The organism is Bariatricus sp. HCP28S3_F11 (assembly GCF_052065395.1).
Taxonomy (GTDB): Bacteria; Bacillota; Clostridia; order Lachnospirales; family Lachnospiraceae; genus Allocoprococcus.
The window spans coordinates 1-25,819 of the sequence record NZ_JBQHUC010000037.1 but is presented as its reverse complement, the minus strand read 5'-3'; the positions used below and the strand labels follow the sequence as shown (position 1 = coordinate 25,819).

21 protein-coding genes and 4 pseudogenes are annotated in these 25,819 nt (G+C 41.8%); 1 reads left to right on the top strand and 24 read right to left on the bottom strand.

The genetic code is table 11. From position 1 onward, the window contains the following. The first annotated feature begins 143 nt into the window (after positions 1 to 143). Positions 144 to 1,406 (top strand): cation:proton antiporter, encoded by a 1,263-nt coding sequence (locus tag ACTNBR_RS13940; RefSeq protein WP_427819101.1) that lies wholly within the window; start codon positions 144 to 146, stop codon positions 1,404 to 1,406. A 116-nt stretch (positions 1,407 to 1,522) separates the two neighbouring features. On the opposite strand, the gene ACTNBR_RS13935 is transcribed toward ACTNBR_RS13940, so the two are convergent. The 24 genes and pseudogenes from ACTNBR_RS13935 to ACTNBR_RS13820 form a co-directional block, all read right to left on the bottom strand. After that, complete coding sequence (locus tag ACTNBR_RS13935; protein WP_441018768.1) at positions 1,523 to 1,801, bottom strand: hypothetical protein; 279 nt, start codon at positions 1,799 to 1,801, stop codon at positions 1,523 to 1,525. 151 nt (positions 1,802 to 1,952) lie between these two features. Continuing rightward, positions 1,953 to 2,984: pseudogene (locus ACTNBR_RS13930) on the bottom strand (PDDEXK nuclease domain-containing protein). Positions 2,985 to 3,006: 22 nt separating this feature from the next. Next, positions 3,007 to 3,888, bottom strand: a pseudogene (locus tag ACTNBR_RS13925) (DUF6414 family protein). A 22-nt stretch (positions 3,889 to 3,910) separates the two neighbouring features. Then, positions 3,911 to 4,267, bottom strand: a pseudogene (locus tag ACTNBR_RS13920) (23S rRNA (uracil-5-)-methyltransferase RumA); the annotation flags it as partial. 170 nt (positions 4,268 to 4,437) lie between these two features. Continuing rightward, complete coding sequence (lnu(B), locus tag ACTNBR_RS13915; protein WP_204108516.1) at positions 4,438 to 5,241, bottom strand: lincosamide nucleotidyltransferase Lnu(B); 804 nt, start codon at positions 5,239 to 5,241, stop codon at positions 4,438 to 4,440. Between the two features lie 53 nt (positions 5,242 to 5,294). Beyond that, a complete protein-coding gene (gene lsa(E) / locus ACTNBR_RS13910) occupies positions 5,295 to 6,779 on the bottom strand; it encodes an ABC-F type ribosomal protection protein Lsa(E) (protein WP_441018766.1) in 1,485 nt (494 codons plus the stop codon). 437 nt (positions 6,780 to 7,216) lie between these two features. Beyond that, entirely contained in the window at positions 7,217 to 7,639 is a 423-nt protein-coding gene (locus tag ACTNBR_RS13905) for a hypothetical protein (protein ID WP_441042716.1), read from the bottom strand. Between the two features lie 42 nt (positions 7,640 to 7,681). Further along, positions 7,682 to 7,846, bottom strand: a pseudogene (locus ACTNBR_RS13900) (zinc ribbon domain-containing protein); the annotation flags it as partial. After that, positions 7,770 to 8,570, bottom strand: coding sequence for a hypothetical protein (locus ACTNBR_RS13895; protein ID WP_441018764.1), 801 nt, complete (start codon positions 8,568 to 8,570; stop codon positions 7,770 to 7,772). The pseudogene ACTNBR_RS13900 and the gene ACTNBR_RS13895, both read right to left, overlap by 77 nt. A 33-nt stretch (positions 8,571 to 8,603) precedes the next feature. Beyond that, entirely contained in the window at positions 8,604 to 10,295 is a 1,692-nt protein-coding gene (locus ACTNBR_RS13890) for a DUF262 domain-containing protein (protein WP_441018762.1), read from the bottom strand. A 2-nt stretch (positions 10,296 to 10,297) separates the two neighbouring features. Beyond that, a complete protein-coding gene (locus ACTNBR_RS13885) occupies positions 10,298 to 10,813 on the bottom strand; it encodes a hypothetical protein (protein ID WP_441018760.1) in 516 nt (171 codons plus the stop codon). A gap of 140 nt (positions 10,814 to 10,953) precedes the next feature. Continuing rightward, positions 10,954 to 12,525 (bottom strand): recombinase family protein, encoded by a 1,572-nt coding sequence (locus ACTNBR_RS13880; RefSeq protein ID WP_441018758.1) that lies wholly within the window; start codon positions 12,523 to 12,525, stop codon positions 10,954 to 10,956. Next, the gene (locus ACTNBR_RS13875; protein WP_278826328.1) at positions 12,512 to 12,946 is read right to left on the bottom strand and encodes a recombinase; all 435 of its coding nucleotides are present in this window, start codon (positions 12,944 to 12,946) and stop codon (positions 12,512 to 12,514) included. Before ACTNBR_RS13875 ends, ACTNBR_RS13880 begins: the two co-directional genes overlap by 14 nt. Continuing rightward, positions 12,947 to 14,509 carry a recombinase family protein gene (locus tag ACTNBR_RS13870; protein ID WP_441018756.1) on the bottom strand — a complete coding sequence of 521 codons (1,563 nt, stop codon included), beginning with the start codon at positions 14,507 to 14,509 and terminating at the stop codon, positions 12,947 to 12,949. A gap of 62 nt (positions 14,510 to 14,571) precedes the next feature. Continuing rightward, the gene (locus tag ACTNBR_RS13865; RefSeq protein WP_441018755.1) at positions 14,572 to 14,787 is read right to left on the bottom strand and encodes an SHOCT domain-containing protein; all 216 of its coding nucleotides are present in this window, start codon (positions 14,785 to 14,787) and stop codon (positions 14,572 to 14,574) included. A 134-nt stretch (positions 14,788 to 14,921) separates the two neighbouring features. Further along, entirely contained in the window at positions 14,922 to 16,364 is a 1,443-nt protein-coding gene (locus tag ACTNBR_RS13860) for a glucosaminidase domain-containing protein (RefSeq protein WP_441018753.1), read from the bottom strand. Then, complete coding sequence (locus ACTNBR_RS13855) at positions 16,364 to 16,780, bottom strand: phage holin family protein (protein ID WP_278826332.1); 417 nt, start codon at positions 16,778 to 16,780, stop codon at positions 16,364 to 16,366. Before ACTNBR_RS13855 ends, ACTNBR_RS13860 begins: the two co-directional genes overlap by 1 nt. A gap of 54 nt (positions 16,781 to 16,834) precedes the next feature. Then, entirely contained in the window at positions 16,835 to 18,157 is a 1,323-nt protein-coding gene (locus ACTNBR_RS13850) for a hypothetical protein (RefSeq protein WP_441018751.1), read from the bottom strand. A gap of 8 nt (positions 18,158 to 18,165) precedes the next feature. Further along, complete coding sequence (locus ACTNBR_RS13845; RefSeq protein WP_441018749.1) at positions 18,166 to 20,001, bottom strand: metallophosphoesterase family protein; 1,836 nt, start codon at positions 19,999 to 20,001, stop codon at positions 18,166 to 18,168. Next, positions 19,998 to 21,881, bottom strand: coding sequence for a hypothetical protein (locus ACTNBR_RS13840; RefSeq protein WP_441018748.1), 1,884 nt, complete (start codon positions 21,879 to 21,881; stop codon positions 19,998 to 20,000). Before ACTNBR_RS13840 ends, ACTNBR_RS13845 begins: the two co-directional genes overlap by 4 nt. 14 nt (positions 21,882 to 21,895) lie before the next feature. Further along, the gene (locus tag ACTNBR_RS13835; RefSeq protein ID WP_441018746.1) at positions 21,896 to 24,466 is read right to left on the bottom strand and encodes a phage tail tape measure protein; all 2,571 of its coding nucleotides are present in this window, start codon (positions 24,464 to 24,466) and stop codon (positions 21,896 to 21,898) included. 21 nt (positions 24,467 to 24,487) lie between these two features. Continuing rightward, a complete protein-coding gene (locus ACTNBR_RS13830) occupies positions 24,488 to 24,652 on the bottom strand; it encodes a hypothetical protein (protein WP_278826213.1) in 165 nt (54 codons plus the stop codon). Then, positions 24,649 to 25,026, bottom strand: coding sequence for a hypothetical protein (locus ACTNBR_RS13825; RefSeq protein WP_441018744.1), 378 nt, complete (start codon positions 25,024 to 25,026; stop codon positions 24,649 to 24,651). Before ACTNBR_RS13825 ends, ACTNBR_RS13830 begins: the two co-directional genes overlap by 4 nt. Further along, positions 25,026 to 25,616 (bottom strand): major tail protein, encoded by a 591-nt coding sequence (locus tag ACTNBR_RS13820; protein ID WP_278826211.1) that lies wholly within the window; start codon positions 25,614 to 25,616, stop codon positions 25,026 to 25,028. Before ACTNBR_RS13820 ends, ACTNBR_RS13825 begins: the two co-directional genes overlap by 1 nt. Positions 25,617 to 25,819 lie beyond the last annotated feature (203 nt).

The window sequence follows — 25,819 nt, the reverse complement described above, 5'->3', positions numbered from 1 at the left end:
TGTGGTAACTTAACAATACAACATATACACAAAAACTGCTATTTTTTTTTGAAAAAAGTAGTGGTTTCACGTACTTAGGGCTAGCCGTCGCGCTAGCGACTTGGTACAATAAATGAAAAATGACTGAAGGGGGTCTGAATACCATGCTTGGCTTTTTACCCAAAGTAGTAATACTGCTTTTATTAATTGTTCTTTTGGGATTTTTTAACGAGAAGATAACCAAATTTCCATATGAAATTTCACTGATGTTATTTTCTATTGTGATTAGTATGATAATGCTTATTTTTGATTCTGCACTACGCAGCACATCGATCAGTGAACTGCTTAGTAATCTGCAGGTTTTTAATTTGGAAGCGCTTTTGATGGAAGGTGTTTTATGCTTTATGCTTTTTGCAGGTTCCTGTCACATGCGGCTTCTGGATTTCAAGAAACACGCCCGCCCGATTACAATGCTTTCTGTTGTTGCAACACTTCTGGGCGCGATTTTTTACGGTTCCCTGTTCTATGCAGGTGCTTCTCTTCTGGGACTACCATTCAGTTTTCCGGTATGCCTGATGTTCGGAAGCATCACAGCACCAACCGATCCAATCGCAGCAACAAGTATTCTGAAAAAATTCAATCTTCCAAAAGATATCAGTTTCATCATGGAAGGCGAATCTCTTTTTAACGACGGTGTGGGGGTCGCATTATTTGTGTGCTTCTCCGGAATGGTGACAATGCAGGAAAATGGCAGCTTTCTGGCTGTTATGGGTAAGGAACTGTTCGGAGCGGTGTTGGTTGGAATTCTGGCAACAGCGATATGCTTTCCGATTTTTGCCTTGACCAAAGACGGAAATCGAAGAATCTTTGTCAGTCTTCTTGCCGTTTCTATGGCCTATGTTCTGTGCGAACATTTTGGTTTTTCCGGAGCCATCGCGTCTGTCGTATGTGGAATCTCATTTTCGGCACTCTGCAACCGCAGAGAACAAAAAGGACAACCGCTGGATCTGGAGGAATTTGATACTTTTTGGGAAATTCTGGACAATTTATTAAATTCGGTTCTGTATGTGATAATGGGACTGACATTTGTACATATTCTGCAAATGCCTCATGTACTTTTGTTATCCTGCCTGGCTATTATATTTAATCTGATTGGACGCTTCTCAAGCGTCGGCCTGGCCGCATTTTTTGCCGGAAAACTTCCGAGCGGATACGATAAACTCAGCTTTGTAAAACTGCTTACATATGGCGGCCTCCGAGGCGGGCTCAGTATCGCACTGGCTATGAGTACAAGAGAAATGGTAAGCGCGGATACATATTCCATTATTCTGGGAAGCACCTACGCAATCGTATTCTTTACGACCGTCGTACAAGGCTTAACTATGAAACAAGTGTATCAGAAAATTGAAAAAGGACTTAGTAAATAACTCTTTTTCAAGTAGCGGCATGTATCAAGATTCATTATTAAGATTGGCCTCTTAATAATGTTATGTTATCTTAAACGACTCCATAAAATTTTTCAAGGCATAGTACCCACTATGTCCTATATGTGATTTCTGTCCGTCAGACCAGAGATTTGCCCGTGGTTAGTCTGTTCCCACATCCGGCTTCCTTCAGACTCCACCTCACGATGGACACCCTTGCCTTCGGCTATATCGTAAGCGCCAAATATTAATGCGGTCAGATACAAAATTACCCCAGCCCTTTGCGAGTTGGAGTAATTCACTTTCTTGTCCTGCTCCTTCTGGGCATCCTTGATCCGATAGTAGTCTTCCATCTTCAGATTCAGATGCACATATGAGTCAGGTTTTCGGTTGCTCAAGAGGCACACAGTCTCAACGTGAGTACAAATTCAAATCATATCCCCACATAATCACGAAAATATCGGCAATATCTATACAGTACTAATACCGTTCGTGCATCCCTTTTCCCACAAAATATATCATCAATTTTGCATCACCCTGATGCAAAATCTACTCTTCTTTCTCACCGTCAATATTCTCTTCCCCTACTATACCAGCTTCCAAGGCTTGATATTCCTGATTTAACTCCCTCAATAATTCTTCTTCACTTGGTAAGTATAATTTATATTTGGAAGCAAAAATTTGTGTTTCATTTTCTGGTAACGTATATTTGACCACAGATTCACTTTTGTCCGCACATAACACAATACCAATCGGTGGATTATCTCCATCATTCATAAGCTCTCGTTCATAATAATGAACATACATCTGCATCTGCCCTAAATCCTGATGTGTTAAGTCCCCAACCTTTAAATCGATCAAAACGAAACATTTTAAGATGTAATTATAAAATACAAGGTCAATTCTAAAATGCCGTCCATCAAATGTTATTCTTTTCTGTCTTGCAACAAATGAAAAGCCTCTGCCAAGTTCCAAAAGGAATTTTTGCAAATGTGTAATTAACGCTTGTTCCAAATCACTTTCATAAAAATCATCATTAGGTGCCAACCCGAGAAATTCCAACACATATGGGTCACGGATAACATCTTCTGGTTTTTTCGCCGGCTCCAGTGTCTGAATTTCCGCTGCAACTTGCTCTTTATTTTTACTGGATAATAACCTTTCATAGAAGAAAGAATTTATCTGGCGCTCAAGTTGTCTGGTACTCCATTGAGATTTTACAGCTTCCTGCATATAAAACTCTCGTGCATTTTCATTCTCCACTCGCATCAGAAGCCGATAATGCGTCCAACTCAATTCGCTACGCAGTGCGTATCCATTTGGAAACGTTAAATAAAACTGCCGCATATTTTTCAAGTTTGCAACGGTAAATCCTTTCCCAAAATTCTGAGTCATTTGCTTTGATAATTCTTTCAATTAGCCCGTCCCATACTCAGCCTTTTCATTACCGCCTTGTTCTTCAATGATTGATTTTCCTATATTCCAGTAGGCTTCAACCATTGCAAAATTGGCTGTCTGATAGACCTTATTTCTCGCTGTAGTTAAAATATTTTTGATTCCTTCATAGAAATTTTGATTCATAAAAAGCTCCCCATTTTTTATATCAATCATCATAATAAATTGCAACCGGATGCACAATATACATCTCATCTATATTTTCAAAGAATAATTTCGTCAATGTGTTCATAGAATTTCCTATACCTGAGAAAGTTGAAATTGGGGAATTAGCCTGAGCCATGACTTTATTCGTAATATACCCTACAACAGTTATTTTTCCACCGTACTTAAAAGCTGCTGTTGATATATTATCTCTCATATATTTTTCATCTAAAACCACAGCATAATTCGAAATACACAGTATTCTCGGATATGGAATAATGGCGGCTAACATTTCAACCATCTTTTTTAATGAATCCCAATTTTCATGATTTTTATCAAGAGCTTCTTGTACCGTTTCATTTACTTTACCTTGTACAATTTTACTTCGGCGCTGTTCTCTTGCAAATTCTTCTGTTTGTTTTTCTGCCTCTTTTCTTGTATTCATATCTTGAATCTGTGTAAGCATATCAACAAATCCATCTTTTACAAACAGTTTTTGATAAAACGCAATATCAAAAATATAAAATTCGTCTTTTACAATAAGGAAATCACCAACATCTGCCCCATTTAACAAATTATGCTCATGTAAATAATTCATAAATTAGTCAAACGCATTATCATGCATTATCTTTGTCTGCACATCTCGAACCATTTCGTCATCAGCAACTGTTTTCAAATGTTGATACGTTGCTTGAGCATTTGCATCTACTCCCTTTCCAAATAGTTTAAAAGCTATTTTCCCAGCAAGGCTAGTCGTAACAGAATTTTGCCTATTCACTTTTTTCTGATGCTGCGTTTCTGAATCTTCACTTTGAATCAAGCCATCAAATATTTGTGCCAGATAAGAATTCAATGTATCAGTATCCAGATAAATAAACCTTCTCATCAGCTTCTCCTTCCAATTTATATTACGAAATAATCTCAAAATGCCTCAATGTATCCTTTATCGCTTCCACTTTCTCTGCTGTCGGATGCTTCCTCGGCTGTTTCAATTCTTCTACCGCATTAGGAGCATCGTACATTGGCAAGCCTAAATCTCTCTTTACCTCTGCGATATATGCGGTATGTACTTTGAAGCCATATTTAGCTTCTATGTACTCCTTTATCATTTTGTAGGTCACTCGTTCCTTGGGCTTGTATTCTTCGGCTCTTTTAGCGATATTATCAAGCGGAACTTTTCCCTCACCCTCACCAAACTCAACTTTTACATTGATATGTCCGTCTGGCTTTTTGTGGGAAAGCAGTACAACCGTCTCCACATGGCTCGAGAGGACAGAATGAATGTCATTAGAGTATGTCCGTTCTCGGAAACATATCCACTGCGTTTTTGGGGCTATCGGTAGACGGAAACATATCCATAGGCTTCGCTGTTTTTTGAAAAACTGAGGTATGCTGTTAATTTTCAGTACCCAATACTGTAAATAACGTTACTCTCCTATTCACTAATGTAATTCAACAATCTTTCTAAAATGTCATGTGTAATTTTTAAGTTATATTGTTCAATAAGGTGACTTTGCAAATCCATAACTAACAGCAAAGAATTTTTATAGGCTTCAAATAATTCTACCTTATCTAATCGAGCAGTGGTCTTTGCAAATTTTTTATAATTTTCAAGGCTAATTTCTTCTTCAAGGTTTTTACTCATGTTTAGCCAATTATCAGCATTTTTTTCTGCCATACGTATAAGTTGTAGTGTATTTTTTTGAAGTTGTGATAAGAGTTCTAATGAACGAGCATATTCTCCTCTTTTTAGAACGTTGATTCCCATCAACCATAGATTAGAGAAATTACACAACAAAAAATTAGCATTTTCTTCAGTAAGTCTATTTGGTCTTGCACCACTTATCTCTGATAAATAATTTTCTAATTGCCCTGTTTCATCGTAAATAAGCATAGCCTTCGTATCAGGAATATAACCTGAATCTTTAAACGAGGGGATTATGTTCATATCTTTTTCAGAAAGGAAATGAAATTCCCCACGTATAAGATTATCAAAAATAACTACCTCTGTTCCGTACTCATTTTTATAAAGCATCAAGTACGGAGCTACATCAAACAACCAGTTGGATGAATCAAAGTTCGAGGTTATACTATCTTTCAAAAATATATAGAACTCTATATCAGAGTATTGGTCACCTTCTCCTTTGGTAAACGATCCATACATCATACAAGCTGTAATTCGTTCATCTGACTCAGTAAGATTCTTAACGTTTGCAATTAATTCTTTTTGTTTTAACATTTCTTCACCCTTTCATGTAAATATCTTTTAGTTATTGTGGCAACTCAAAATCTCTACAAATATAAATTAATATTTTTCGTACAAATATTATTGCAAAAAGCATCATCATGCTCCACAAACAATAGTGTAGGACAATATTCCAAAATCATTTTTTCAATTTGGATACGTGAAAAAATATCAATATAGTTCAATGGCTCATCCCATATATACAAATGTGCACTTTCACAAAGGCTTTTAGCAATTAGTACTTTCTTTTTCTGACCAGCACTAAAATCCTCCATGCTCTTATCAAACTGCTCTCTATTAAAATCCAGTTTACGAAGAATCGTTTTAAATAGAGTTTCATCGATCTTATTATTATAGGCAAATTCAGATAGATTACCTTTTAAATATGAAGTATCTTGCGAAATATAAGAAATTTTTAGTCCACTTGCTAACATAAAATTTCCGGTAAATTTAATATCATCTCCATTAATCAATTTTAGGATACTAGACTTACCACTCCCATTTTTTCCGATAATGGCAACTCTATCACCAATATTGACTCTGAAATTAAGATTACTGCATACTTCTTTATCTCCATAAGACAATGATAAATCATTCGCTTCTATTAGCCACTCTTTGTGAAATTCAAGTGGCGAAATTTTTAAGTCGTCATATTGTTCAATGTTGTGGAGCAGTTCTGATTTTTGTGAAATAGCTTCCTGATGTCTTGACTCAATATTTTTGGCACGTTTCATAGCTTTTGCAGCCTTATGTCCAACATAACCCTTATCCAGTTTTGAACCAGAATTTGTTGTTCCATATTTACTTTTTTCTACTTTATTTGACCAGTTTGAACTACGTTTTGCTGCATAAGACAACCTTCCTATTTCTTTAAGGAGTTTCTTGTTTTCTGCCAGTTCAAAATTATCTTGTAACGTTTTGTTCTCCCACCAAGAAGTAAAATTTCCCTTTTGGATTTCGATATTCGTTTTATTGATAGATAGTATATGGTCAACACATTGATCAAGTAAGCTTCTATCATGAGATACCAAAATAAACCCCTTCTTGCGTTTCAAATAATTTTGCACTACATTACGTGCATCGATGTCAAGATGGTTTGTAGGTTCATCAATAAGCAGGAAACAACTCGCTGTAAGGAATAAAGCTGCAAGAAGGACCTTTGTTTGCTCACCATTTGATAGTGTATTAAACGGACGATATAAAGCATCTTCTTGAACATCAAGCAATGATATTTCACGAAAAATCTCCCAATCCATACATTCCGTACAAATACTCTTCATTACTTCAATTGTATATAGACTCTTATCTTCCACATCATAAGGAAAATACTCAAACTTAACTGTAGAACTTATATTGCCGGAATACGCATATTTGCCAAGCAGTAAATTTAAGAAAGTAGTTTTACCGCGTCCGTTTCTTCCAATAAAACCGAGTTTCCAATCTGTATCTATCTGAAAACTTACATTTTCAAAAATATTGTCATAACTTCCTTCATATGAAAAAGTTAGATTTGAAACATTTATTAAGGACATATATTTCTTCCTCCTTTACATTATAAAAATTTTATAAGCAAAGTCGGTTTTCGGCATTAATTACTCTATAATGTTATCCAACTCTGCATGGATTTTGTCATGAATGACATAGTATCATTGTCTATCACGTTTATCTTCCTTTCTTTTACAAATATTAAAAGCCGCAAGAAAGTAAATTCTTACGGCTCAAAAACAAATACTATTATTACCTTTTGTTATACATAAGGTTACTGTAATGTATTATTGAGTGTAGAATACTTAACTTTCTTGCAATTTGCATAACAAAACAAACGGTTCTATAGCCGTTTCTTTAAATATCTTATTATGCATCATATAATTAGCAAGAAAAGTTATACATTCTTCCACCTCCAAGTCGTTTTATTATATCATATTATCTTCAAAAATTCAATATAATTCTTCTGTTCTCTTTCTAAAGATTACCCTTCTACATCAATCTCAATCCCAGACTTGAATTCAACGGTGAGCTTAGCTTCATATATCGTTACTTTTTCAATAAGCCGCCTTACCAACTGCTCATCATATTCCTCCAGTTCACGTGACTGTTTATTCAAGAAATCAGTCATTTCAGCGATTCGTTGCCTTTTCCCTTCTCGATCTGCATTCTCTACAAGTGCATTTTGCTTTAACTCCCGAAGTCGATAAATTTCATCAGCCACATCTTCATAGTCATTTTTTGATTTTGCTTGTATAAGGAGCTGTTGTTGTAACTCTTCCAATCTTCTATCAATATCATCGGTGGTATTATCATTTTCTTCATTGAGGACGGTAGCTATGTTTTTCTGTAACGTTGAGAGGAAGGGCTCTTTGTTAGTCAAAAGTTCGTTAATAGCCTTAACCACTGCTGCCTGTAATGTTTCCTCATTTATGGTAGGTGCCGTACATTCAGAGCCTTTTTCCTCTAAACGACTAACACATCTCCAAACAATAGACTTGTAACCTCGGTTATTCCAATGTACTCGTCGGTAAATATCACCGCATTGCCCACAGTAAACAATACTTGATACCAACAGTATCACGTACAAGGTCAGATAAATCGATGCCCTCATAGACAAAATCAGCACACAGCGAACCACGGAATTTATAAACTGTTCCCTCGGTATTTGTTAGTTCCATCTCCCAATTACCAATATCTGTAGCAAAAATTTCATCGTATTCGTTGCCAAAATAAGCTGCAATTGCACAGAGTAATCTGTCAGTAGCAACTTTTTCAATTTTAAAAATCTTACTTCGTGCTTTTTCGTATCTTTCTCCACTGTGGCCAAAGTTATATCCGGAAAACCAAACGCGACCTTCATCATTAATGGTAAGGTGTTGTTCCACTTCGTCATCAGGATCCGGCATGGGACCGTAACAGATATTATTTGATACAATACGCATCTTTTTCAGTGTGCCTTGGAAAATAAATGGATTCTCCCCGGAAAGTAATGCCAATCGGCTTAATGACAGAATAAACCACGCTCGGTTTTGGGGTTCCAATATTTCTGCTGCGTCATACGCCCAATGGTTGAAATATCTCCATTGAGAATAAATTGCAGACCCAAGCAGGGGGATGTCTGTGACATCATCAATGATTCTGTCCAGAGCCTCATAGTTGTTTGCTGCCTGTCCATATCTTTCAGAAAAAGCGTGGCCACAGTCCATCTCAAAACCAAGAGCAGCACAATCATCAGCCATAAAGTGGTCAACCAAATCTATGTAATTAATGTTCTGATCACAAAATTTATCGCACCATTTGACAGCGAAATCGTGTATCTGTTTCATATCAGCCACTGTGGTACACCTCCAATTCATCTAATACTATTTTTATCCAAGTATCTGACGGATTTTTTCTGTCAACAATTCCTTACGTTTTTCATAAAACTCTTCAAAATGCTCAAGTTCTAACCCAACTTCATCCGGGATGAACGCCTCCTTACGGAACTTTGCCTTCTGATCATCGTTCATATCATTATAGTACTCAATCAACGGCATATCATTTTTGCTGCCATTGCTGCGACCTTCAAGAAGCTGGAGGTTAGGAAGACGGTTACGATTTCCACGCCATCTGCGCCATGCATCCATAGTTACCGAAACAGGCTTGCTACCATCAAATCTGTCATACGGATGCAGGTGATCCTGTTCGTACTTGAAGTTCTTGTTAATCCAATCCAGACTGAGATAGTAAAGAGCCTCTCCGGCAACACGACTGCCTTTTTCAGAATTGAGAATATCCTCAATCTTGCCATCGGTTACACGAAGTTCATTCATCTGATTCAGCATATCAACAGTAATCTCATAATCGTTTTCATTGATATTGCTCTTCATCTGTTGCAATTTACTTGTGGTGCCTGACTGGAAATAGGTAAACAGAACGGCTCTTACCAGGTAAGCACGAATGCCTTCTGTATTGTCTTTATAATCAGGATTATAATAAATAAAATATACAATAGGGAGTAGGACATTCCAACTGCTTGAGAAACGGCTGACTTCAATCTTCATTTCCTTGAGGAGTGCTTCCAGGTTCTTAAGTGCCTTCTTGAACTCACTCCAGTTATTCTTCAATTCTTCCGCTATCTGCTTGTTGATGTTCGACTTGATGACATCACCATAAAGCATCAGCGCTGCTCTGATGATAAAATCGGAACCGAATCCGGCATAAGAGTCTACAAGCAGTTTCCCAAACTCTGTCTTCGCACTTGGCCAGTAAGCCTCCAAGATCGACATAGTGATTTCCGACTTACGAAGTGCCTTACCACCACTATTGAAACGAACGAACATCTCCAGAGCATCATCCTGTTTCATATCCCGGATTTCAGTATAACGAATAAGCTTTTCAACAAAAATCTTCTCATAGAGTTTATTTAAGATGCCCCTCGCATAATCCTTGCTGTCTGCTGGAACATTTGTAATTGCATCTTCGATGGCTTTTTCTCTGGTAGTTTCATCCTGGAACTTCGGTTCAAGAATCTTTCTGATTTCGAACTGAGTCGGACTCAATTTACCTACTTTTTCGCTGAACTTGATGTCATATTTCTTGCTGTTGTATTCTTCTTCATCTACGGTCAGCTTGTTCTTGTTAAGTTCAATCAGAAGTTTTGTAACGATGCCACCGCCAGATTTTTTCCGTGCGTGTTTCTGACGGATGAACGCATCACCAAACAGGGACAAATAGAGAGAAGTGAGTCTCTGCTGCCCGTCAAGTACTGCCGTATCGGTTAGTTTTACATCAATGCTCGATAATTCATAATTTACGCTGTCAGCCTGCTTGCGGCTATCAAATGTAACAGAGGATAGGAAATTACAGAAATAAGTATCCCATGTTACATTGTCATCATCGACATGCCAGAATAGGAATGTAGCAATCGGATAATCCAAAAGAATGGAGTCCCACAGCTTTTCAATCTGCTCCATGCTCCATACATACTGTCTTTGGAACGCAGGCATTACGTACTTGCCATCTTTTATATTCTGAATAACCTCATATATCGTAACGCTGCTGTCAATTAATACGCTCATGTTTACTCCCCTCCCTGATAAAAGCTATTTTTGTATTGCAGTAAGACTGTCTCAACCTCACTCCAAATCCATACTCTTTCACCATCATCTTCAAAAACTTTTCCATGTGATTTAGGACCGTCAATCTTCATCTGTGAGTAGTTGTTTTTGAAAGTCGGAACATACAGGTCGGGATGATTCTTATCACTACACAGCCTCTCCATCATTGTCAAAGTAGCTTCTCCGGCAATATCTACTGCCTCGAAGTATGCTCTGATAATTTTGTGGTTGTACTGAGTAGGTTTTAATGACCATACAGGAATACGCTGAATTGCTTTTCCGTAATAATCTTTGCTTTCATTAGCCCTATTTGCAGCCTTTGGATTGTATTCCTGAGAGGCTTTTTCAAACGATTTTGCAATATACCAACGCATACAAGTTTCAATAGCTGAATCCTCACTCTCCTTTGTAAGGTTCAATGCAAGACAAAACTTCTCATATATATCAGAATCTACGGTAAAACTAATTTTCTTTTCCATATTACACCGCCTCCCAAAAGGTACAATAATCTCCCATCCAGTATAACCATTTTATTAGTATTTTGTCAATACTAATAAACTCATGAGTATATACAAAAAAGCACCCCGCCGAAGCGAGGTGCCAATAATCTGAACTGTATTCACCTGTGGATATCCACGCTTGTGCCGGATTTGAATTCCACGATAACTTTCTCATCGTAGACCGTGATTTTCTCAATCAGCCTTCGAACCAACTGCTCATCGTATTCAGTGATGTCCTGCGTCTGCTCTGCGAGAAACTGTTGCATTTCACTGATTCGCTGTTTCATGCCTTCACGCTCCGCTCCCTCCACCTGGGCATTCTGCTTTGCCTCACGAAGCCTATAAATCTCATCGACAATGCTGTCGTAGTTTCCTTTGGCATTTGCCACATTCAGCAGTTCTTTCTGCAATTCTTCCAGCCTTGTGTCAATCTCGTCAAGGGAAATACCGTCTGTTCCCGTAAGCACCGCCTCTACATTTCGCTGCAGGACATCGTACATGGTATCCTTTTGACCAAGTGCCATGTTAATGGCTCGAACCACAAGGTTTTGTAATTCTGATTCATGGATAGCATCGGCATTGCAGGCTCCCGGACCGTGTTCCACCCTGGTGCAGCAGCGCCACACGATAGATCGCTTTCCTCGGTTATTCCATACAACCCTGCGGTAGATGTCCCCGCATTTGGAACAATACACAATGCTGGACAATGCATACTTGCTGCTATAAACACGTTTCTTTCTGTTCTGACCGCTGCGGAGATTGGCTCGTCTCACCATCTCTTCCTGCACCTGCATATAAAGATCGCGGGGAATAATGGCTTCGTGGCTGTTTTCTACATAATACTGTGGCACCAAGCCATTATTTGGAACACGCTTTTTCTCCAAGAAATCCACCGTGTAGGTCTTCTGAAGAAGGGCATCTCCGATATATTTTTCGTTTTTGAGGATTTTCTGCAGGGTCTCTGCCCGCCATTTCTTTTTCCCGGCACCCGTCAAAATACCATCCGCTTCTAAACCTCTGCCAATCTGCTGCAAACTTGCACCCTCAAGGTACTCTCTGAAGATTCGTTTGACCACCTCCGCTTCATCTGGTTCGATAATCAACTGTCCCTTTTCATCTTTGGTATATCCAAGAAAACGGTTGTGGTTCACAGTAATCTGTCCCTGCTGATAGCGGTACTGAAATCCCAACTTGACATTCTGTGATAAGGACTGGCTTTCCTGCTGTGCAAGACTCGCCATGATGGTAAGCAGTACCTCGCCCTTGGCATCCATCGTATTGATGTTTTCCTTCTCAAAATAAACGGGAATATTCTTTTCCTTAAGCTGTCTGATATATTTTAGGCAGTCTAAAGTATTTCTCGCAAATCGGCTTATGGACTTGGTAACAATCATATCGATTTTGCCCGCCATAGCCTCGTCAATCATGCGGTTGAACTCTTCTCGCTTTTTGGTATTGGTTCCGGATATTCCGTCATCCGCGAATATTCCAGCAAACTCCCATTCCGGATTCTTGCGAATGTAATCCGTGTAATGCTCTACCTGTGCCTCATAACTGGTTGCCTGCTCATCACTATCGGTGGAAACTCGGCAGTAGGCTGCTACACGTAGTTTCGGTATTTCAGATTCTTTCGCAGTGTTGCCAACACGTCTACGTGCCGGAATCACCGTTATGTTTTTAACTGTTTCCATTTGCATTCATCTCACTTTCTATCAGACTATAGGCATATTCAGCCTGTTCGAAAGGGTCATAGAAAACCTTTGTCTGTCGACCCATTGTAAAACACAGGGGAACGGCAGGCATTTCTTTGCCCTTCAGTTCTCTGACCCTGCCAAGCTGACTGGCTCTGGATTGCCTTTCTTTCTCGGCTTTGTCGAACAGTTCCTGATCAATAATGGCGGGGTAATAATCATCCCCAAGATAATGGGTATTTCGAAGCATCCTTCCGGCACTTCCGTGAAAAATCTTTAGTCCCACATTTTCTGCAGCAACCTTTAGTGCCTTACCGGAAATGTACTCTTCAAAAAAGCTTCTGACCTGTTCTGCCTGAACCTCATCGACAACAGCCTTTCCGTCTACAATGCGATATCCGTATGGGATATGTGCTGTCATTTAGTTCACCAACCTTTCCGTTAGATTCAATCCGCATTTTAGGTGGAACACAATCTTTGTCCTGGACTCCACCGTGATGCTTTCCACAAAGGCAAGAAAAGTTTCATCCTCAAATGCCGTCAGCATCATGTCCTTGGATGTAAAAGCCATCAGTTTTTGCAGTTCCTTAATTCGTGTCTTATCCCCGCCAACGAAATTAACTAACTTTTCTTTTTCTGCCCGTAGCCTTTGTTCTTCCATAACAAGAGCGGCATTTTCTTTATTGAATACAGTAGGTTCTAATACCCCTGTTGCCATTAGGCTTGTAAGAATCTGTTTCCTGTCGGTGTTTCCTTCAATGCAAATATCTAATTCCTGAATACGAAGCAATCGGTCTTTGTCATCCATCCCTCGCAGTGTTCGCAGCAGCGGCTTCAATATCACTTGGTGACCGTAGGTCAGCTTATTCATCATGGTCAGAAAAGCCAGCTTAATGCTCTCATCAGAAATGTAGAGCATGGAGCATTCTTTCTTGTTTTCCAGGTGCTTTCCGCAAGTCCAAGCCACATAATTGCCGCTTGGCTTATAATGCTGCCTGCGCTTAAAAGTAGTACCGCATTCACTACATTTAATTTTGCCGGAGAAACAGTAACGGTTCTGATATCGGTAGGTATCTGTGCCGTTGCCTTTCTCTATTGCTCTCTGGTCAAGCACTGCACGTACCTTTTCAAAATCCTCATGGCTGATAATCGGCTCATGATGGTTCTCGCAAAGGAAACGATCACGCTCACCATAATTGATGTGACGGTTAAAACTGCTGTCACTGTAGGTCTTTTGAAAAATCACATCACCTGTGTACTTTTCGTTGTTAAGAATGGCGTTCACTGTGCCCGCACTCCATTTACCGCTCCTTTTTGTCTTGATGCCACGGGCATTCAATTCTCTGGCTATCGCATGAGTGCCTTTACCTGCAAGGCAGGCTGCAAAAATCTCTTTAACAATCTCTGCCTGCTCCGGCACAATAACCATCGTACCGTTATCGTTTTCATATCCGTATGGTGGATAGGAAATGATAAAGGTCCCGTTCTGAAAGCGTTTCTGCACCGACCATTTGCTGTTTTCGGAAATGGATACCGACTCGCTTTCTGCCAGACTGCTCAAAATGGAAAGCATCAGTTCACTCTCCATTGAACCCGTGTTAATATTCTCTTTTTCAAAGAAAATGGAAATGCCCAGATCTGTCAGTTTTCGTACCATCTCCAGGCAATCCGTAGTGTTACGGGCAAATCGGCTGATGGACTTGGTAATAATAAATTCAATCTTACCGGCCTCACAGTCAGCAATCATGGAAAGAAGTCCGGCACGAACATCCTTTTTGGTACCCGTGATACCCTCATCATAATAAAGGCCTACATACTCCCATTCGTCATTGGCACGGATGTGGCTTTCATAATGTGCCTTTTGTGCTTCAAGGCTGATAAGCTGCTCATCACTTGCCGTAGATACTCGGCAGTAGGCAGCAACCTTCAATTTTTTCTTCTCAGCCAGGGGTTCATTTGTCCCGATTTTTGTTATCTTTTTCATCAACTCACCTCGCTTCTTGGGCAGTGACATATTCCCGTACTATCGCAGAAATAGCAAGTCATTTAGCCCATAATCTCCGCCAGAAACGGTGAGAAAGTTTTGCGGTTTACAGCCGATATTTTGTGGAATTCATCCACAGAAATCATGCCGAACATAAACATGGTTTCCAACACTTTCTGTGCCCTGTAATAGTCAAAATCTCGCTGCAATTCTTCCTGTGTAATCTCATGTGCCACGGCATTCGGTATCTTAAAGTTTTCTATTCTTTGTACTTCCATTTCGATTCCTCCAATCTTTAAAACAATGGAAATGTTCCCTCTGCCTATATGCGAAAAGACAGGATGAATCGAACCCCCTTGAAGGCAAAAAATAATGCCTGCCCAGGATTCACTCCCAAGCAGGCATAGACTGTTTATATTCTCTTTGCATAATCAAGCGAAATCCATCCGGCACCGCTCTTTAGCTTGCCCCATCGAGATGCACCTTGTCCATTCTCTTCGGCAATTATGGTAAAGACACCTATTCCCGTAAAGTTCCCGGTTTTTGCATAGTTCGTTCCGGGGCCTTTGCGGATATTCAAATCAGCAACGGACACTCTCACAAGATATGGATCGAATTCTGTCTTTCCATATACCACGACACCTTTGTCATCAAAAACAAGGTACCCCGGATTCTTGTCCGCACACGCTTTGGCATTTTTCAGAATCTTAAATGCACCGATCTGCGAGGACGCATCTTCCCATGATTTCCTGACTCGATACCAAGTAACCGTGTCTGCTTTCGCATCGTACTGGGTCAGGTCCCACTTTTCGATGATGCTGCAGATATTCTCCACATAGGTCGGAGAGGTAGCATAGCCTCCGTCCTTGATGATCTGTACCGCTTTCTTATAATCCGCACAGCCCTTCAAACCGTCATAGCGCAGTTTACTGCCGTTCTTTGCTCCAAGCAGATAAGCAGAATGGTCTGCGATGGATTTCTCCACACAGTCATACTTTCTGAAATCTGCAGTAATCGTGATGTACTTGCTGCCATCCCACTCCTTTGTTTCCTTGGCATAAACCGACTTGCCATCCCAGGAAGAACCACTCCATGTGTTGCCGGAGAGAGATTTCTTCATGCCGAATACATTATTGGCATTCTGGGCAAGTTCGGATTTTCCGTAACCGGACTCAAGGATGAACTGTGCCAAGGAAACGGATGCAAGCACTCCGCTTGCTTTCTGGTCAGCAATAAACAAAGAGCCGACCTTCTTTATCACATCCGCCTCCGCCATGTCCTTGAATACAGGTGCCTGCAGTCCTTTGGCATCAGCTTTTTCATCAGTGGAAATACGTTTGTTTACCAGTTCCGCAATCTCCGAATGGCGGTTATACAGATAATCTCCCGGACAAGATTTATTGGCAAACCATCTGTGGACGGTCATGTTTTGCTTGTCCACCTGCCCGATAAGAGACTTATCTGCTTTCCACAAAAGCTTCTTAATGCCGTTACGCTTACAGATATCCGTGCAAAGGTCAATCAGTGCGGCATATGCTTTGTCATTGACCGCATACGGATGTTTCGTATCCGATGCTACTTCAATTGTAACAGCACGGTGGTCATTGGCTGCATTGGAAGAACACCATGAGCGGTCTTTCTCCTCACAATACATACCGATTCGGCCATCCGCACCAATGCCATAGTTGCATGATGCCTGTCTGCTCTCCGGTGCAAAAATATTACCGAGGGTTTCCACCGAACACTGACCCACAACGCAGTGGATGGTGATGGTATCAATGGCATGATTGCGGTTTATAGTACGGTTGGGAGAGATTCTGGTATAGGATACCAGAGGACTGTTGGTATAAGCCATTACTGTTCCTCCTTCCCGTCAGAACGGTCATGCAACTGTTCCAGTACCTTCTTGATGGCATCCGGCACGGGCAGACCCAAGTGTGCGGCATTCTCCAAAAGAGATACACCTTCATTGGAGAGATAGAAGAAAATCACTGCCGTTCGCAGGATACCGGGTGCCCCCATCACCTGGACATCAATAATGTTTCCGATGCCAACCAGCAGGAAAATCAGCACCTTTCTGCAGATGCCCTTGAATCCGACTTCACTGGATAAGTTCTTGTCTGCAATGGCACACATCACACCGGTAATGTAGTCGATTGCCACAAACGCAATTAGCGCATACAGCAAACCGTCACATCCTCCCAGAAAGTAGCCAAGCCACCCTCCGACAGCAGTAAATACGAATTGAATCACATTCCAAAAATCCTTCATTGACTTGTCCTCCTTAAATTTTTGTATGAAAAAAGCAGCCCCTTTTGAGCTGCTTTATGGCCTTTCGTCCTTTATGTTATAAGTTTTTACCATGTAATAAACCTGGCGAAGTGTTCGTGGAAACAGTACATCCGGGTTGTTGATGATCAGATATAGCCACGCTGAAGAAACCACGCTTTCCCACACATGAAACTCCCAGGGAAGTGAGGCATAGGTTTCTGTGACATAAATAACACCGCCTGTACACCCATCACAATTTTGTAAAGCAATGCATTCATCCACATACTTTTTCGCTTCTTTCTCTTCACCGACACATAATGCAAGTGCTGCATAGCCAAGCGTTCCCTCCGTCCAGACGATATCCGGTGCCCCTTCATAATCCGGGGCCTTGTCACTATAAGGCTTAAATCCGGCAAATTGCTCCGAACTGGAGTACCTCATGTTGTAGTGTTCCTTATCACTGCTTTGTATGATTTGTTTATTCTCCGTCAGATACACATCCCTTGCCGTATGAAAGCATTTCTTCGCCGTATCGGTATGAACCACAGAGAAAATTAAACTGCCTGCCCAGGTCGTACAGTCAAGCGCCCATGCTTTATCAGGCTTTCCACCATTGATGCCCTGATAAAATCTGCCATTACTTTCGTCATAGCATTTTAAGAACAACTGATCTCGAACCAGTTCCGCTGCCTCCTTATACTTTTTGTCATTTAATACAAGCGACAGTCCTTCCAAGGCTTGGAGCGTGGAGCATTGATGCTCTGTGGAACACCACTCGATTTCCACATCGGAGTACCTGTATTCACTGTCATAGGCACCATACCCACCGCGAAGAAGCCCGTATCGCGGGTCTTTTGTATCGGTTACCTGTCTTGATAAGATCCACTCGCCAGCCTTCATGAGCATCTTTTTAAAGCCATGCTTCTCATCACAAAAGGTACCCATCTGAAGGATTGCATAGCAGATACCCCACACAACCCAACCGATTGCTCCTGTTCTTACATAATCATGGAACAGCTTTCCTATGTAAATGTCATAGGAGAAGTTCCAGCTGCCATCGGCATTCTGATCTTCCTTCAATCGGTGAAGCATCTCCATCACAATATCCCAATCACCGGAGGTACTGAAAACCAAAAGTGCCAGTCCTACATCGTAAGACCAGCACCTAGAATTTAGCATATAACCGTAGGCACCATTGGCGGTGTTTCCTTCTTTGCTAAACTGCGGATCATCCTCCGGAATCAGAAAGGAAGCCGGATATCGATACCATTCTTCATATCCGCTTCCGGTAACACCAACCGTTACATCCGAGTTTACATCATGGACTCGGACAATTTTCTTTCCTGCAAAGGATTTTGTAAAAGCAATATACCCCATAGAACCTCCTAACTTACGCTGCAGGTGTCAACAAGGTTACCTTCCATATCATAGGTATTAAGGGTAATCTGATCCTCATAGACATCCATGACCGTATATTTTGGAATATTTGTATTTATGGTCAGTTCATTCCAGGGCGCTGCCTGATAATCATCCACCTCATACTTGGAACCGGTGCTTGTTGCCGCCGTAAAGAACAGCTTTCCGGGATAAGTTGTCCTGCAAAGGAAATGTTCATGTCCCGCAAGCACCATGCAAATATCAGTTTCATCAACGATAAAGCTGGTCAGACCTTCACGCAGTGTCTTTATCTGCGTTGTCAAGGCTCGTTTACTTGTAGAGTACAGACTGTGATGCATCAAAAGAATTGCCCATCGATAGCTGTTATTATCCAGCGCCCTCTTGATGAAGGTCTTATGCTTTTCCACATCTGCACTGTTGGTATCGATGCTGATAAACAGCACATCATTATTCTTAAAGTAAAAATCCGCCTCATCCGCATTATCCGGCAGACCAAAGTGACCGAAGTAGTTTGTATTTTTGTCATGATTTCCTCTTACCGTGGCAATCGGAACGGAATGCTCTTTTGTAAAAAGATGAAACTGCTCTGTTCGGGTAAGAGCATCCGTAATGGCATCCACCTGGTCACCCATACTGATAATCAGTGCCGGGAGTGGATCTAATATCTTTTGAACCTTGTACCATACATCTGCCGAGGACTGGTCGATGATCTGCGGGTCTCCGCAAATCAGATAACGGTTACTGTCGTTGTACCGAAAGGACTTCGTTACACTTGTTCCTTTGCCGGAAATCGAGTAGGTATGTGCTGCATTCAATGAAGCGGATACAACGGCATGGTAAGTATAATAGCCCGGAACCACCACTGCACCGGAAACATTGTAACTGTCACCATCAAGCGTCAGTGCGCAGTCAGAAGTAAAGTTCGTTATCCAGGTAATAATGAGTTTGCCCTTCTCAGCACCCGGCTGCACAATGGAATCCCTGATAAACGGCTTTGGTTCATCTGGCAGAATCGGAGGATTGTTTGGAAGGTCCCCTGAGCCAACAGTACCGTCATAAATGATGTTCGTGGTTTCTGTCAAATACTCAACATCCTCAAAAACATATAAGGATGCATCAAAGTCGGCATATCGTGGAAGTGCGTCATCAATAATCGTATCATCAATCAGCGTTGGCCTTAAGGTGTATGTTTTGGCATACAGAAACGATTCCCGCATTGGCTCTCCGGTATCCGGGTCAATCGGCACCGGATTGATGATTTCCTTTACGGTTCCCGGCAAGTTATCGGGATCTACTTCTTCTCCGTTATCATCGACCCATTTGTAGTATTTTAGGGTGAAACCCTTAATGCCGTTTGATCCGTTTTCATTGATGATGACATCCTGCCTGTACCAGTAGGTTTCCGAACAAGTAATTAAATCCCCTACGCCATAATAGTCCGTTTCACGATAATAGACCTCGCTTTTCCAGGTACCGTCAGCGTGTAGAAAGCAAAGAGCAGAACGATACTGCTGGTCGGTATAAGTGGTTACCTCCACCGCCAGGTTCTTTCTTGCTTCTGTGATATTCTTATGCTTTCCCGAAACAACACCCTGGTATTTCTCATCATAGAACTGGTCGCAGTAGATATAATTGGGAAAATTGATCTTTGCATCAGGCGGCATATCCACTCTGGCAATGATCCTGCCTGTGTATCCCGAATCATAGTCCTCTGCAAGCTTTGGAAAAAGAGAGTAGTTATTGACGTTAAGCTGACGCTTGATAAACTCGATAGCTTTCAAAGAAGCCTCTTTATATTTTTCACCGTCAAAGATATTTGTCATGACTGCATCTCCTCCTCTGTGTAATCAGCATCCGCAGGAACCGTACAATAAAAGACCAGAAGCGTACTCGTTGTCGAATTCACCCCGGTCAGCCTTGCTCCGATATACGGATTAAACTCATAGGTATCCAGCTTTAACAGTTCAACAGTTCCTGTTGTTCCGTCATTGGTATGGATATGAAAATAAGGACGGTCACGATAGGACCTTGTAAAATAAAACGTGCCGTTTCCAATCATCTCCCCAAATTCAACCGTGTATTTCGCAGTTGCCTCCCGAATATCGGAAACCTCTCCTGCAATCTCATACAGAGAATCGTTAATCGTAGGAAGATACTGGCCAACCGTAATGCTTACCTCCTTGTAGTTAAACGGATTCCAGTCCATACCCACCACCCGGCTTTGAGAATCGATTGATAACGGCTTGAAGTGGATCTTTATCTCATCACCAAGGGCAAGCTTGCCTTTTTGATACAGTGATAATGTATAGCTTGTCGTATTCTCCGAAACATTGTGGCTGTAGCTGATATCCTGAACCAAGGAAGATTTCATGATGTCAATTGCGGTTTCAGAGCCGATATGCTTTCTTATTCCGATAGAATATCCGTCATATTCAATCTCGCCTCCGACCATTGCAATCAGCTGCATCACACAGGCTCGTCTGGTTACTTCTCTGTTGATAAGGAGCGTTACCTTCTTGTCGAAATCCACCTCACCTACAGTAAATGGTGTATCCGCAAGCAATACCTTCATGATATTTCTTGGGGTATCCGACATTTCAAAGGACTGCACCGTATATTTCTCTTCATTCAGCAAAAACGAAATATGGTCACCGGACATCTTTGTGTAACAGATGCCGCTTGAAATACTCTTTTTTATCTCTGTGACATAAAAGACCAGACCATCAACCTCAACACGGTCTTTGAGAGAAACCACACCTTCGGTCTGTCTGGTCATCAGGGTAAACTCTATCGTACATTCCCCATCGAGTTTTTGAACGATGCTGCAGGCATTGACTCCTTGGTAGGATTTGATTAATTCTCCGCTGCCGCCATCTTCTGTGGATGAATAAAAGTTTAGTCTTGGATGCGGCGGGATTTCTCTGTACCTTGGATAGACGGTCATATCCTCCTGCACATTTTGAAAGGAGGCACTCCAACCGATAAAAATAAAGCCTTCATATCTTGGCGGTACGGGTGCCTCGGCATCCTCCCCCTGAATCACATACTGCGTAGAAATGACATCCGTGCCATCTTTGTTTAAGAAGCGAACGGTATAGTATTTTTCTGCTTCAATACTGTAAATTCGGATTCCTGACACCGTTGCACCAGTAGCTGCTCTTGAGGATGAACCAATAGCCAGGTTGACATTCTTTGCTGCCATTTTGTTTCCGGCTTTGCCAATCTCATCCCCATCTACAAATAAGGTAACAACACCTTCATCGGTTACTTCAATGCCGACCGTTTTGCCGGAGAAAGCATTTTTATCAAGTCCTGCAAAGCCTTCATCCCAGCCATAGGTACTGTCATTGAAGCACCATAACTGTTTTGTGGCATTGAAGACAAGACCCTCATCAAATGACGTAGAGGAATCATCCATCATGATAAATCTGCCATGCTGGTCAGAATCCCAGTTGCCTTTAAAGGAGGCTACATCAACCTCCAAAAGGCAGCCTCTTCCCACGACATTTTCCATGAGGGCATATGCCTTCATATAATTGGCATCACCATAGGAAAGGTAAATTCCTTCCGGCTGCAAAGAAGCATTATATCCAAGCTTTACTTTGACACCACCGACCGTATCGGTCAGTCTTTCATCCTCTGTTCTTTCCTCTCCAAGAAAATTCCATTCATGGATGAGTGTCTTTTTATATACTTCTGCCATCGAGTACCTCCTTCCTACACCGTACCAAGATTTCTGAGGGATGCTTTGCCCTGACGATATTGAATCTGTGATACAAGTGTGGTGATCGTCTTGCCATCCAGCATGATAGGCTGGTTTAATGTGACGCTTGCATTTTCACTTCCTCCATCCACACCGGAAACGTTCGCATTTAAAGAAGCGCTCATATTTGGAATAACTCCATCTAAGTTCATTGTGGATGCCACACCATCGATTGCCTTTTCCACTGCACTCTTAGATTTGTCGATTCCCTTTGCCAAGCCATGCATAAAGTCCGGCATCCAGGATTCATAATCTGTAAGTGGTCCTTCATCCGGGACAGAAAAGTGGAGGAAGGATTTAATTGCACTTGCAACGCTGCTCACCGCATCCTTGACAGCACCAATCATGCTTCTGATACCATTGACAATCCCCTGGATCATATCCTTGCCCCACTGAAGGGCCTGTCCGGGAATGCTCTTGATAAAGTTGAAGGCGGCAGTAAGTCCATTTACAATCGCATTTTTTATATTTCCAACTGTGGTGGTAATGGAAGTCCAGATGTTGGTAAAAATCGTGGTAATCGTGGTATGGATTGCCGTAATAATCGTGGTAACCGTTGTCTTAATGGCATTGAAGATATTTGTGATAGTGGTCTTTATCGCATTCACTACTGTTGAAACAGTATTTTTGATGCCCTCCCAAATTGCAGTAAAGAACATAGAGATAGCAGTCCAAACAGTTACAACAGTTGTCTTGATAAACTCCCAAGCTGTTGTCAAAAACTGACCGATTGCTTCAACAGCTACTGTCACCGCATTCTTGATGTTTTCCCAAAGGTCAATCCAGAATTGCCTGAAGCCTTCATTGGTATTCCACAAATAAATAAAAGCAGCCACTAAAGCTGCTATTGCTGCAATGATTAACATGATAGGATTTGCCAGCATTGTGGTGTTAAGCAATGCAAAAGCACTCTGAACACCCTTTATTAAACTGACCACCTTTGGCACAATGGTCATAATCGTACCTACTGCAGATATGACCTTCCCGACGATGATAAGAATTGGTCCCACTGCAGCCGCCACAAGGGCGATGGTCACGATGATCTTCTGCGTTCCTTCATCAAGGGAATTGAGCCAGTCAACAAACGACTGAATCCAGCCCACGATCATCTTGATATAAGGCATAAGCAGCTCACCAAGAGAAATCGCCAGTCCCTCTAAGGCTGACTTTAAAATCGTAAGCTGACCCTGCAGGTTATCAAGCTGTGTATCCGCCATTTGCTGTGCCGCACCACCGGAATTGGTAATGGACTGCTGCAGTTCATCCCAGCTGTCACCCGTATTTGCAAGGAGTGCATTCACAGAAGATAAGTCCGTTTTATTAAAAATCTTACTGATGATATTGGACTTTTCTTCTCCCGTCATTCCATCCATAGCGGTGTTCAAATCACCAAGGATATCATTCATGGAACGCATATTGCCTTCGGAATCATACACAGAAAGCCCCAGCGAATTCATTGCATCCGCTGCTTTATCCGTAGGGTTCTGCAAGGAAAGGATGATGTTTCTTAAATGTGTGCCGCCCTCAGCACCCTTAATGCCATTATTGGCTAAGATACCAAGTGCTGTGTTTAGTTCTGCCGTACCGCCTTTCACGGATTTCGCAGTCGCACCGATGGTCAGGATACCTTCGCCAAGCTGTGCCACCGAAGTATTGGTGCTGGATGCAGTCTTTGCCATCTGGTCAACCATCGTTCCGGCTTCACTTACTTCCATGCCAAGTGCTGACATTGCATCCGTAACCATATCAGAAGCAGACGCCAAATCAATGTCACCCGCCGCAGCAAGGTTAAGTACCGTAGGAAGTGTGTCGCACATTTGCTGGGTATCGTACCCGGCAAGGGCTAAGTAATTTAAAGCCTGTGCACACTCACTGGCAGAGAAGGCGGTTTCAGAACCCATCTTCTTGGCCAGTTCATTTAAGGTATCCATCGTGTTTACCGTCTGACCATCTACCGTACTCATAGCATCCTTGGTAATACCCATAGTTGCCTGAACCTGGCTCATGGAACTTTCAAAATTGGCCGCTGTTGTAACTGCTGCTGTTCCAAGTCCGGTCACTGCCGCTGTTACAGGCAGCATCTTTTGACCTGCAGAAGAAATCTTATCTCCTGCCGTTTTCATCTTTTCCCCGGCTGACGCAATTTTCTGAACCGCCGTTGCCGACTGATTGGCCTGGGTTTCCAGCTTCTTCAGTTCTGCCTCCGTTTCGATGATTTCTCTTTGAAGGGCATCGTACTGCTCCTTTGTGATATCACCATTCGCCAGGGCAGTGTTTGCCTGTTCTGCCGCCGTTTTTAAGGCTTCTAACTTCTCCTTTGTTTCCTTCACTGCATCTGACAGCAGCTTCTCTTTTTGAGCCAGGAGTTCTGTGTTGCCGGGATCCAGCTTCAATAATTTTTCTACATCTTTAAGCTGCGACTGGGTGCTTTTGATTTCCTTGTTCACACCCTGGAGCGCAGTCTGAAGCTTTGTGGTATCACCGCCAATTTCAACGGTGATGCCTTTTATTCTGTTTGCGGCCATGATAGCACCTCCCTCCAGCCTTTAGAAATTATCGAATTCATCCTGACCTGCAATTTCACGATACGGATATTCATCGTTTCTGCTTTCTGCGAACATATCATTCACCATACCGATGGTAAGCAGGTCAAGATCTCGAATCGATATCCCAAGCTGAACGCATCGAAGCAGGAACAGAGGTGTTGTCATCTGGCGTTCAGTTGCGCGAAGTTTTTTTTAGACTGAACATCCGTCTGAACATTAAGACCCCAAAGTTCGATAATCTTCGGCAGCACCTGATAAATTGAAAAGGTGTTGAAATTATCAAGCCACTCCTCAGGTGTATCAGGAATAGACGGATCTGCGTGTTTGGCCATGATATAGGCAATGTTTTCAAACATCTCAAGCGAAAACATATCCAGGTTTGAGCTCTTTTCTGCATTCTTTCCTACGGCTTTTTCCAGTGCGGCAAGGTCCTTATATACATCCCGGTGAAACTTGATTCTGTAAATACGCGGAATCGCAGCAGATGCCTTAAACGGCACCTGCTTTCCATCAATTTCTATAGTCTTAGTCAGTCCCATTAAGCCTCACCTCCTGCAGGCAGCATATCCTTAGGCAGATACACCTTTTCGTACCATGAGTTGTAGGCAGTTTCCAAAGTCGCATCAGAAGTACGTGCTTTTACATATCCGCCGGAAAGAGGGCTTGCCGTAATGGTGAGCGTTTCTGTCTTGACTTCGATTTCATCTTCTTTGGTGGAAGACTCAATGGTAGGTCTGGATGCGACACAGCTATAAAGCACGTGACGAATCTTCTTCACATCACCGTCAAACTCAAACAGCAGTGCAAACTTTTCTGTTTCCACCGTTGCATCTTCAATAAGAACACTGTTGTCATCCATCGTTTCTTTAAGGATGTCCGTTCTAAAGGACTCAGGAACCATCGCAAGTTCCAGGTCACCTTCGTATCCTTGGTTATTCGAAATGGTGTAATATGCGTAGCCGTCTGCATAAAAAACAGAAGGCTCACCATTTGGATCCAGAGAAAGAGAGACAGCACCGGGCATTGCAACCGGAGTGCTGTAGGTAATACTTCCATCTTCACCGATGGTAAGCTTTGCATAATGCACGTTGCGGATATTGAACTTTACCTTGTTTTTCTTATTCGCCATTGTTATTTACCTCCAGTTCAAATTGATAAAGGACCTCATACAGTTTCTCGGATTCGATCCACACTTCGGTCTTGTCATAAAAGATGCCGTTTGTGTCGTCTCGCAAAATAAAGTTCCTGTCTCCTGCACAAAAACAGCGAATTATTATATCAGTTCCATAATGATGTCTCTTTGTACGTGCCTGTAATTACGGCGCGCTTTTT

Bases quoted from the DNA above. Each gene is read 5' to 3' on its own strand.
- ACTNBR_RS13885 (WP_441018760.1), bottom strand. From the start codon at position 10,813: ATGGAAAAGAAAATTAGTTTTACCGTAGATTCTGATATATATGAGAAG.
- ACTNBR_RS13880 (WP_441018758.1), bottom strand. From the start codon at position 12,525: ATGGAAACAGTTAAAAACATAACGGTGATTCCGGCACGTAGACGTGTT.
- ACTNBR_RS13940 (WP_427819101.1), top strand. From the start codon at position 144: ATGCTTGGCTTTTTACCCAAAGTAGTAATACTGCTTTTATTAATTGTT.
- ACTNBR_RS13845 (WP_441018749.1), bottom strand. From the start codon at position 20,001: ATGACAAATATCTTTGACGGTGAAAAATATAAAGAGGCTTCTTTGAAA.
- ACTNBR_RS13855 (WP_278826332.1), bottom strand. From the start codon at position 16,780: ATGAAGGATTTTTGGAATGTGATTCAATTCGTATTTACTGCTGTCGGA.
- ACTNBR_RS13850 (WP_441018751.1), bottom strand. From the start codon at position 18,157: ATGGGGTATATTGCTTTTACAAAATCCTTTGCAGGAAAGAAAATTGTC.
- ACTNBR_RS13820 (WP_278826211.1), bottom strand. From the start codon at position 25,616: ATGGCGAATAAGAAAAACAAGGTAAAGTTCAATATCCGCAACGTGCAT.
- ACTNBR_RS13890 (WP_441018762.1), bottom strand. From the start codon at position 10,295: ATGAGCGTATTAATTGACAGCAGCGTTACGATATATGAGGTTATTCAG.
- ACTNBR_RS13830 (WP_278826213.1), bottom strand. From the start codon at position 24,652: ATGACAACACCTCTGTTCCTGCTTCGATGCGTTCAGCTTGGGATATCG.
- ACTNBR_RS13875 (WP_278826328.1), bottom strand. From the start codon at position 12,946: ATGACAGCACATATCCCATACGGATATCGCATTGTAGACGGAAAGGCT.
- ACTNBR_RS13825 (WP_441018744.1), bottom strand. From the start codon at position 25,026: ATGGGACTGACTAAGACTATAGAAATTGATGGAAAGCAGGTGCCGTTT.
- ACTNBR_RS13860 (WP_441018753.1), bottom strand. From the start codon at position 16,364: ATGGCTTATACCAACAGTCCTCTGGTATCCTATACCAGAATCTCTCCC.
- ACTNBR_RS13835 (WP_441018746.1), bottom strand. From the start codon at position 24,466: ATGGCCGCAAACAGAATAAAAGGCATCACCGTTGAAATTGGCGGTGAT.
- ACTNBR_RS13870 (WP_441018756.1), bottom strand. From the start codon at position 14,509: ATGAAAAAGATAACAAAAATCGGGACAAATGAACCCCTGGCTGAGAAG.
- ACTNBR_RS13840 (WP_441018748.1), bottom strand. From the start codon at position 21,881: ATGGCAGAAGTATATAAAAAGACACTCATCCATGAATGGAATTTTCTT.
- ACTNBR_RS13865 (WP_441018755.1), bottom strand. From the start codon at position 14,787: ATGGAAGTACAAAGAATAGAAAACTTTAAGATACCGAATGCCGTGGCA.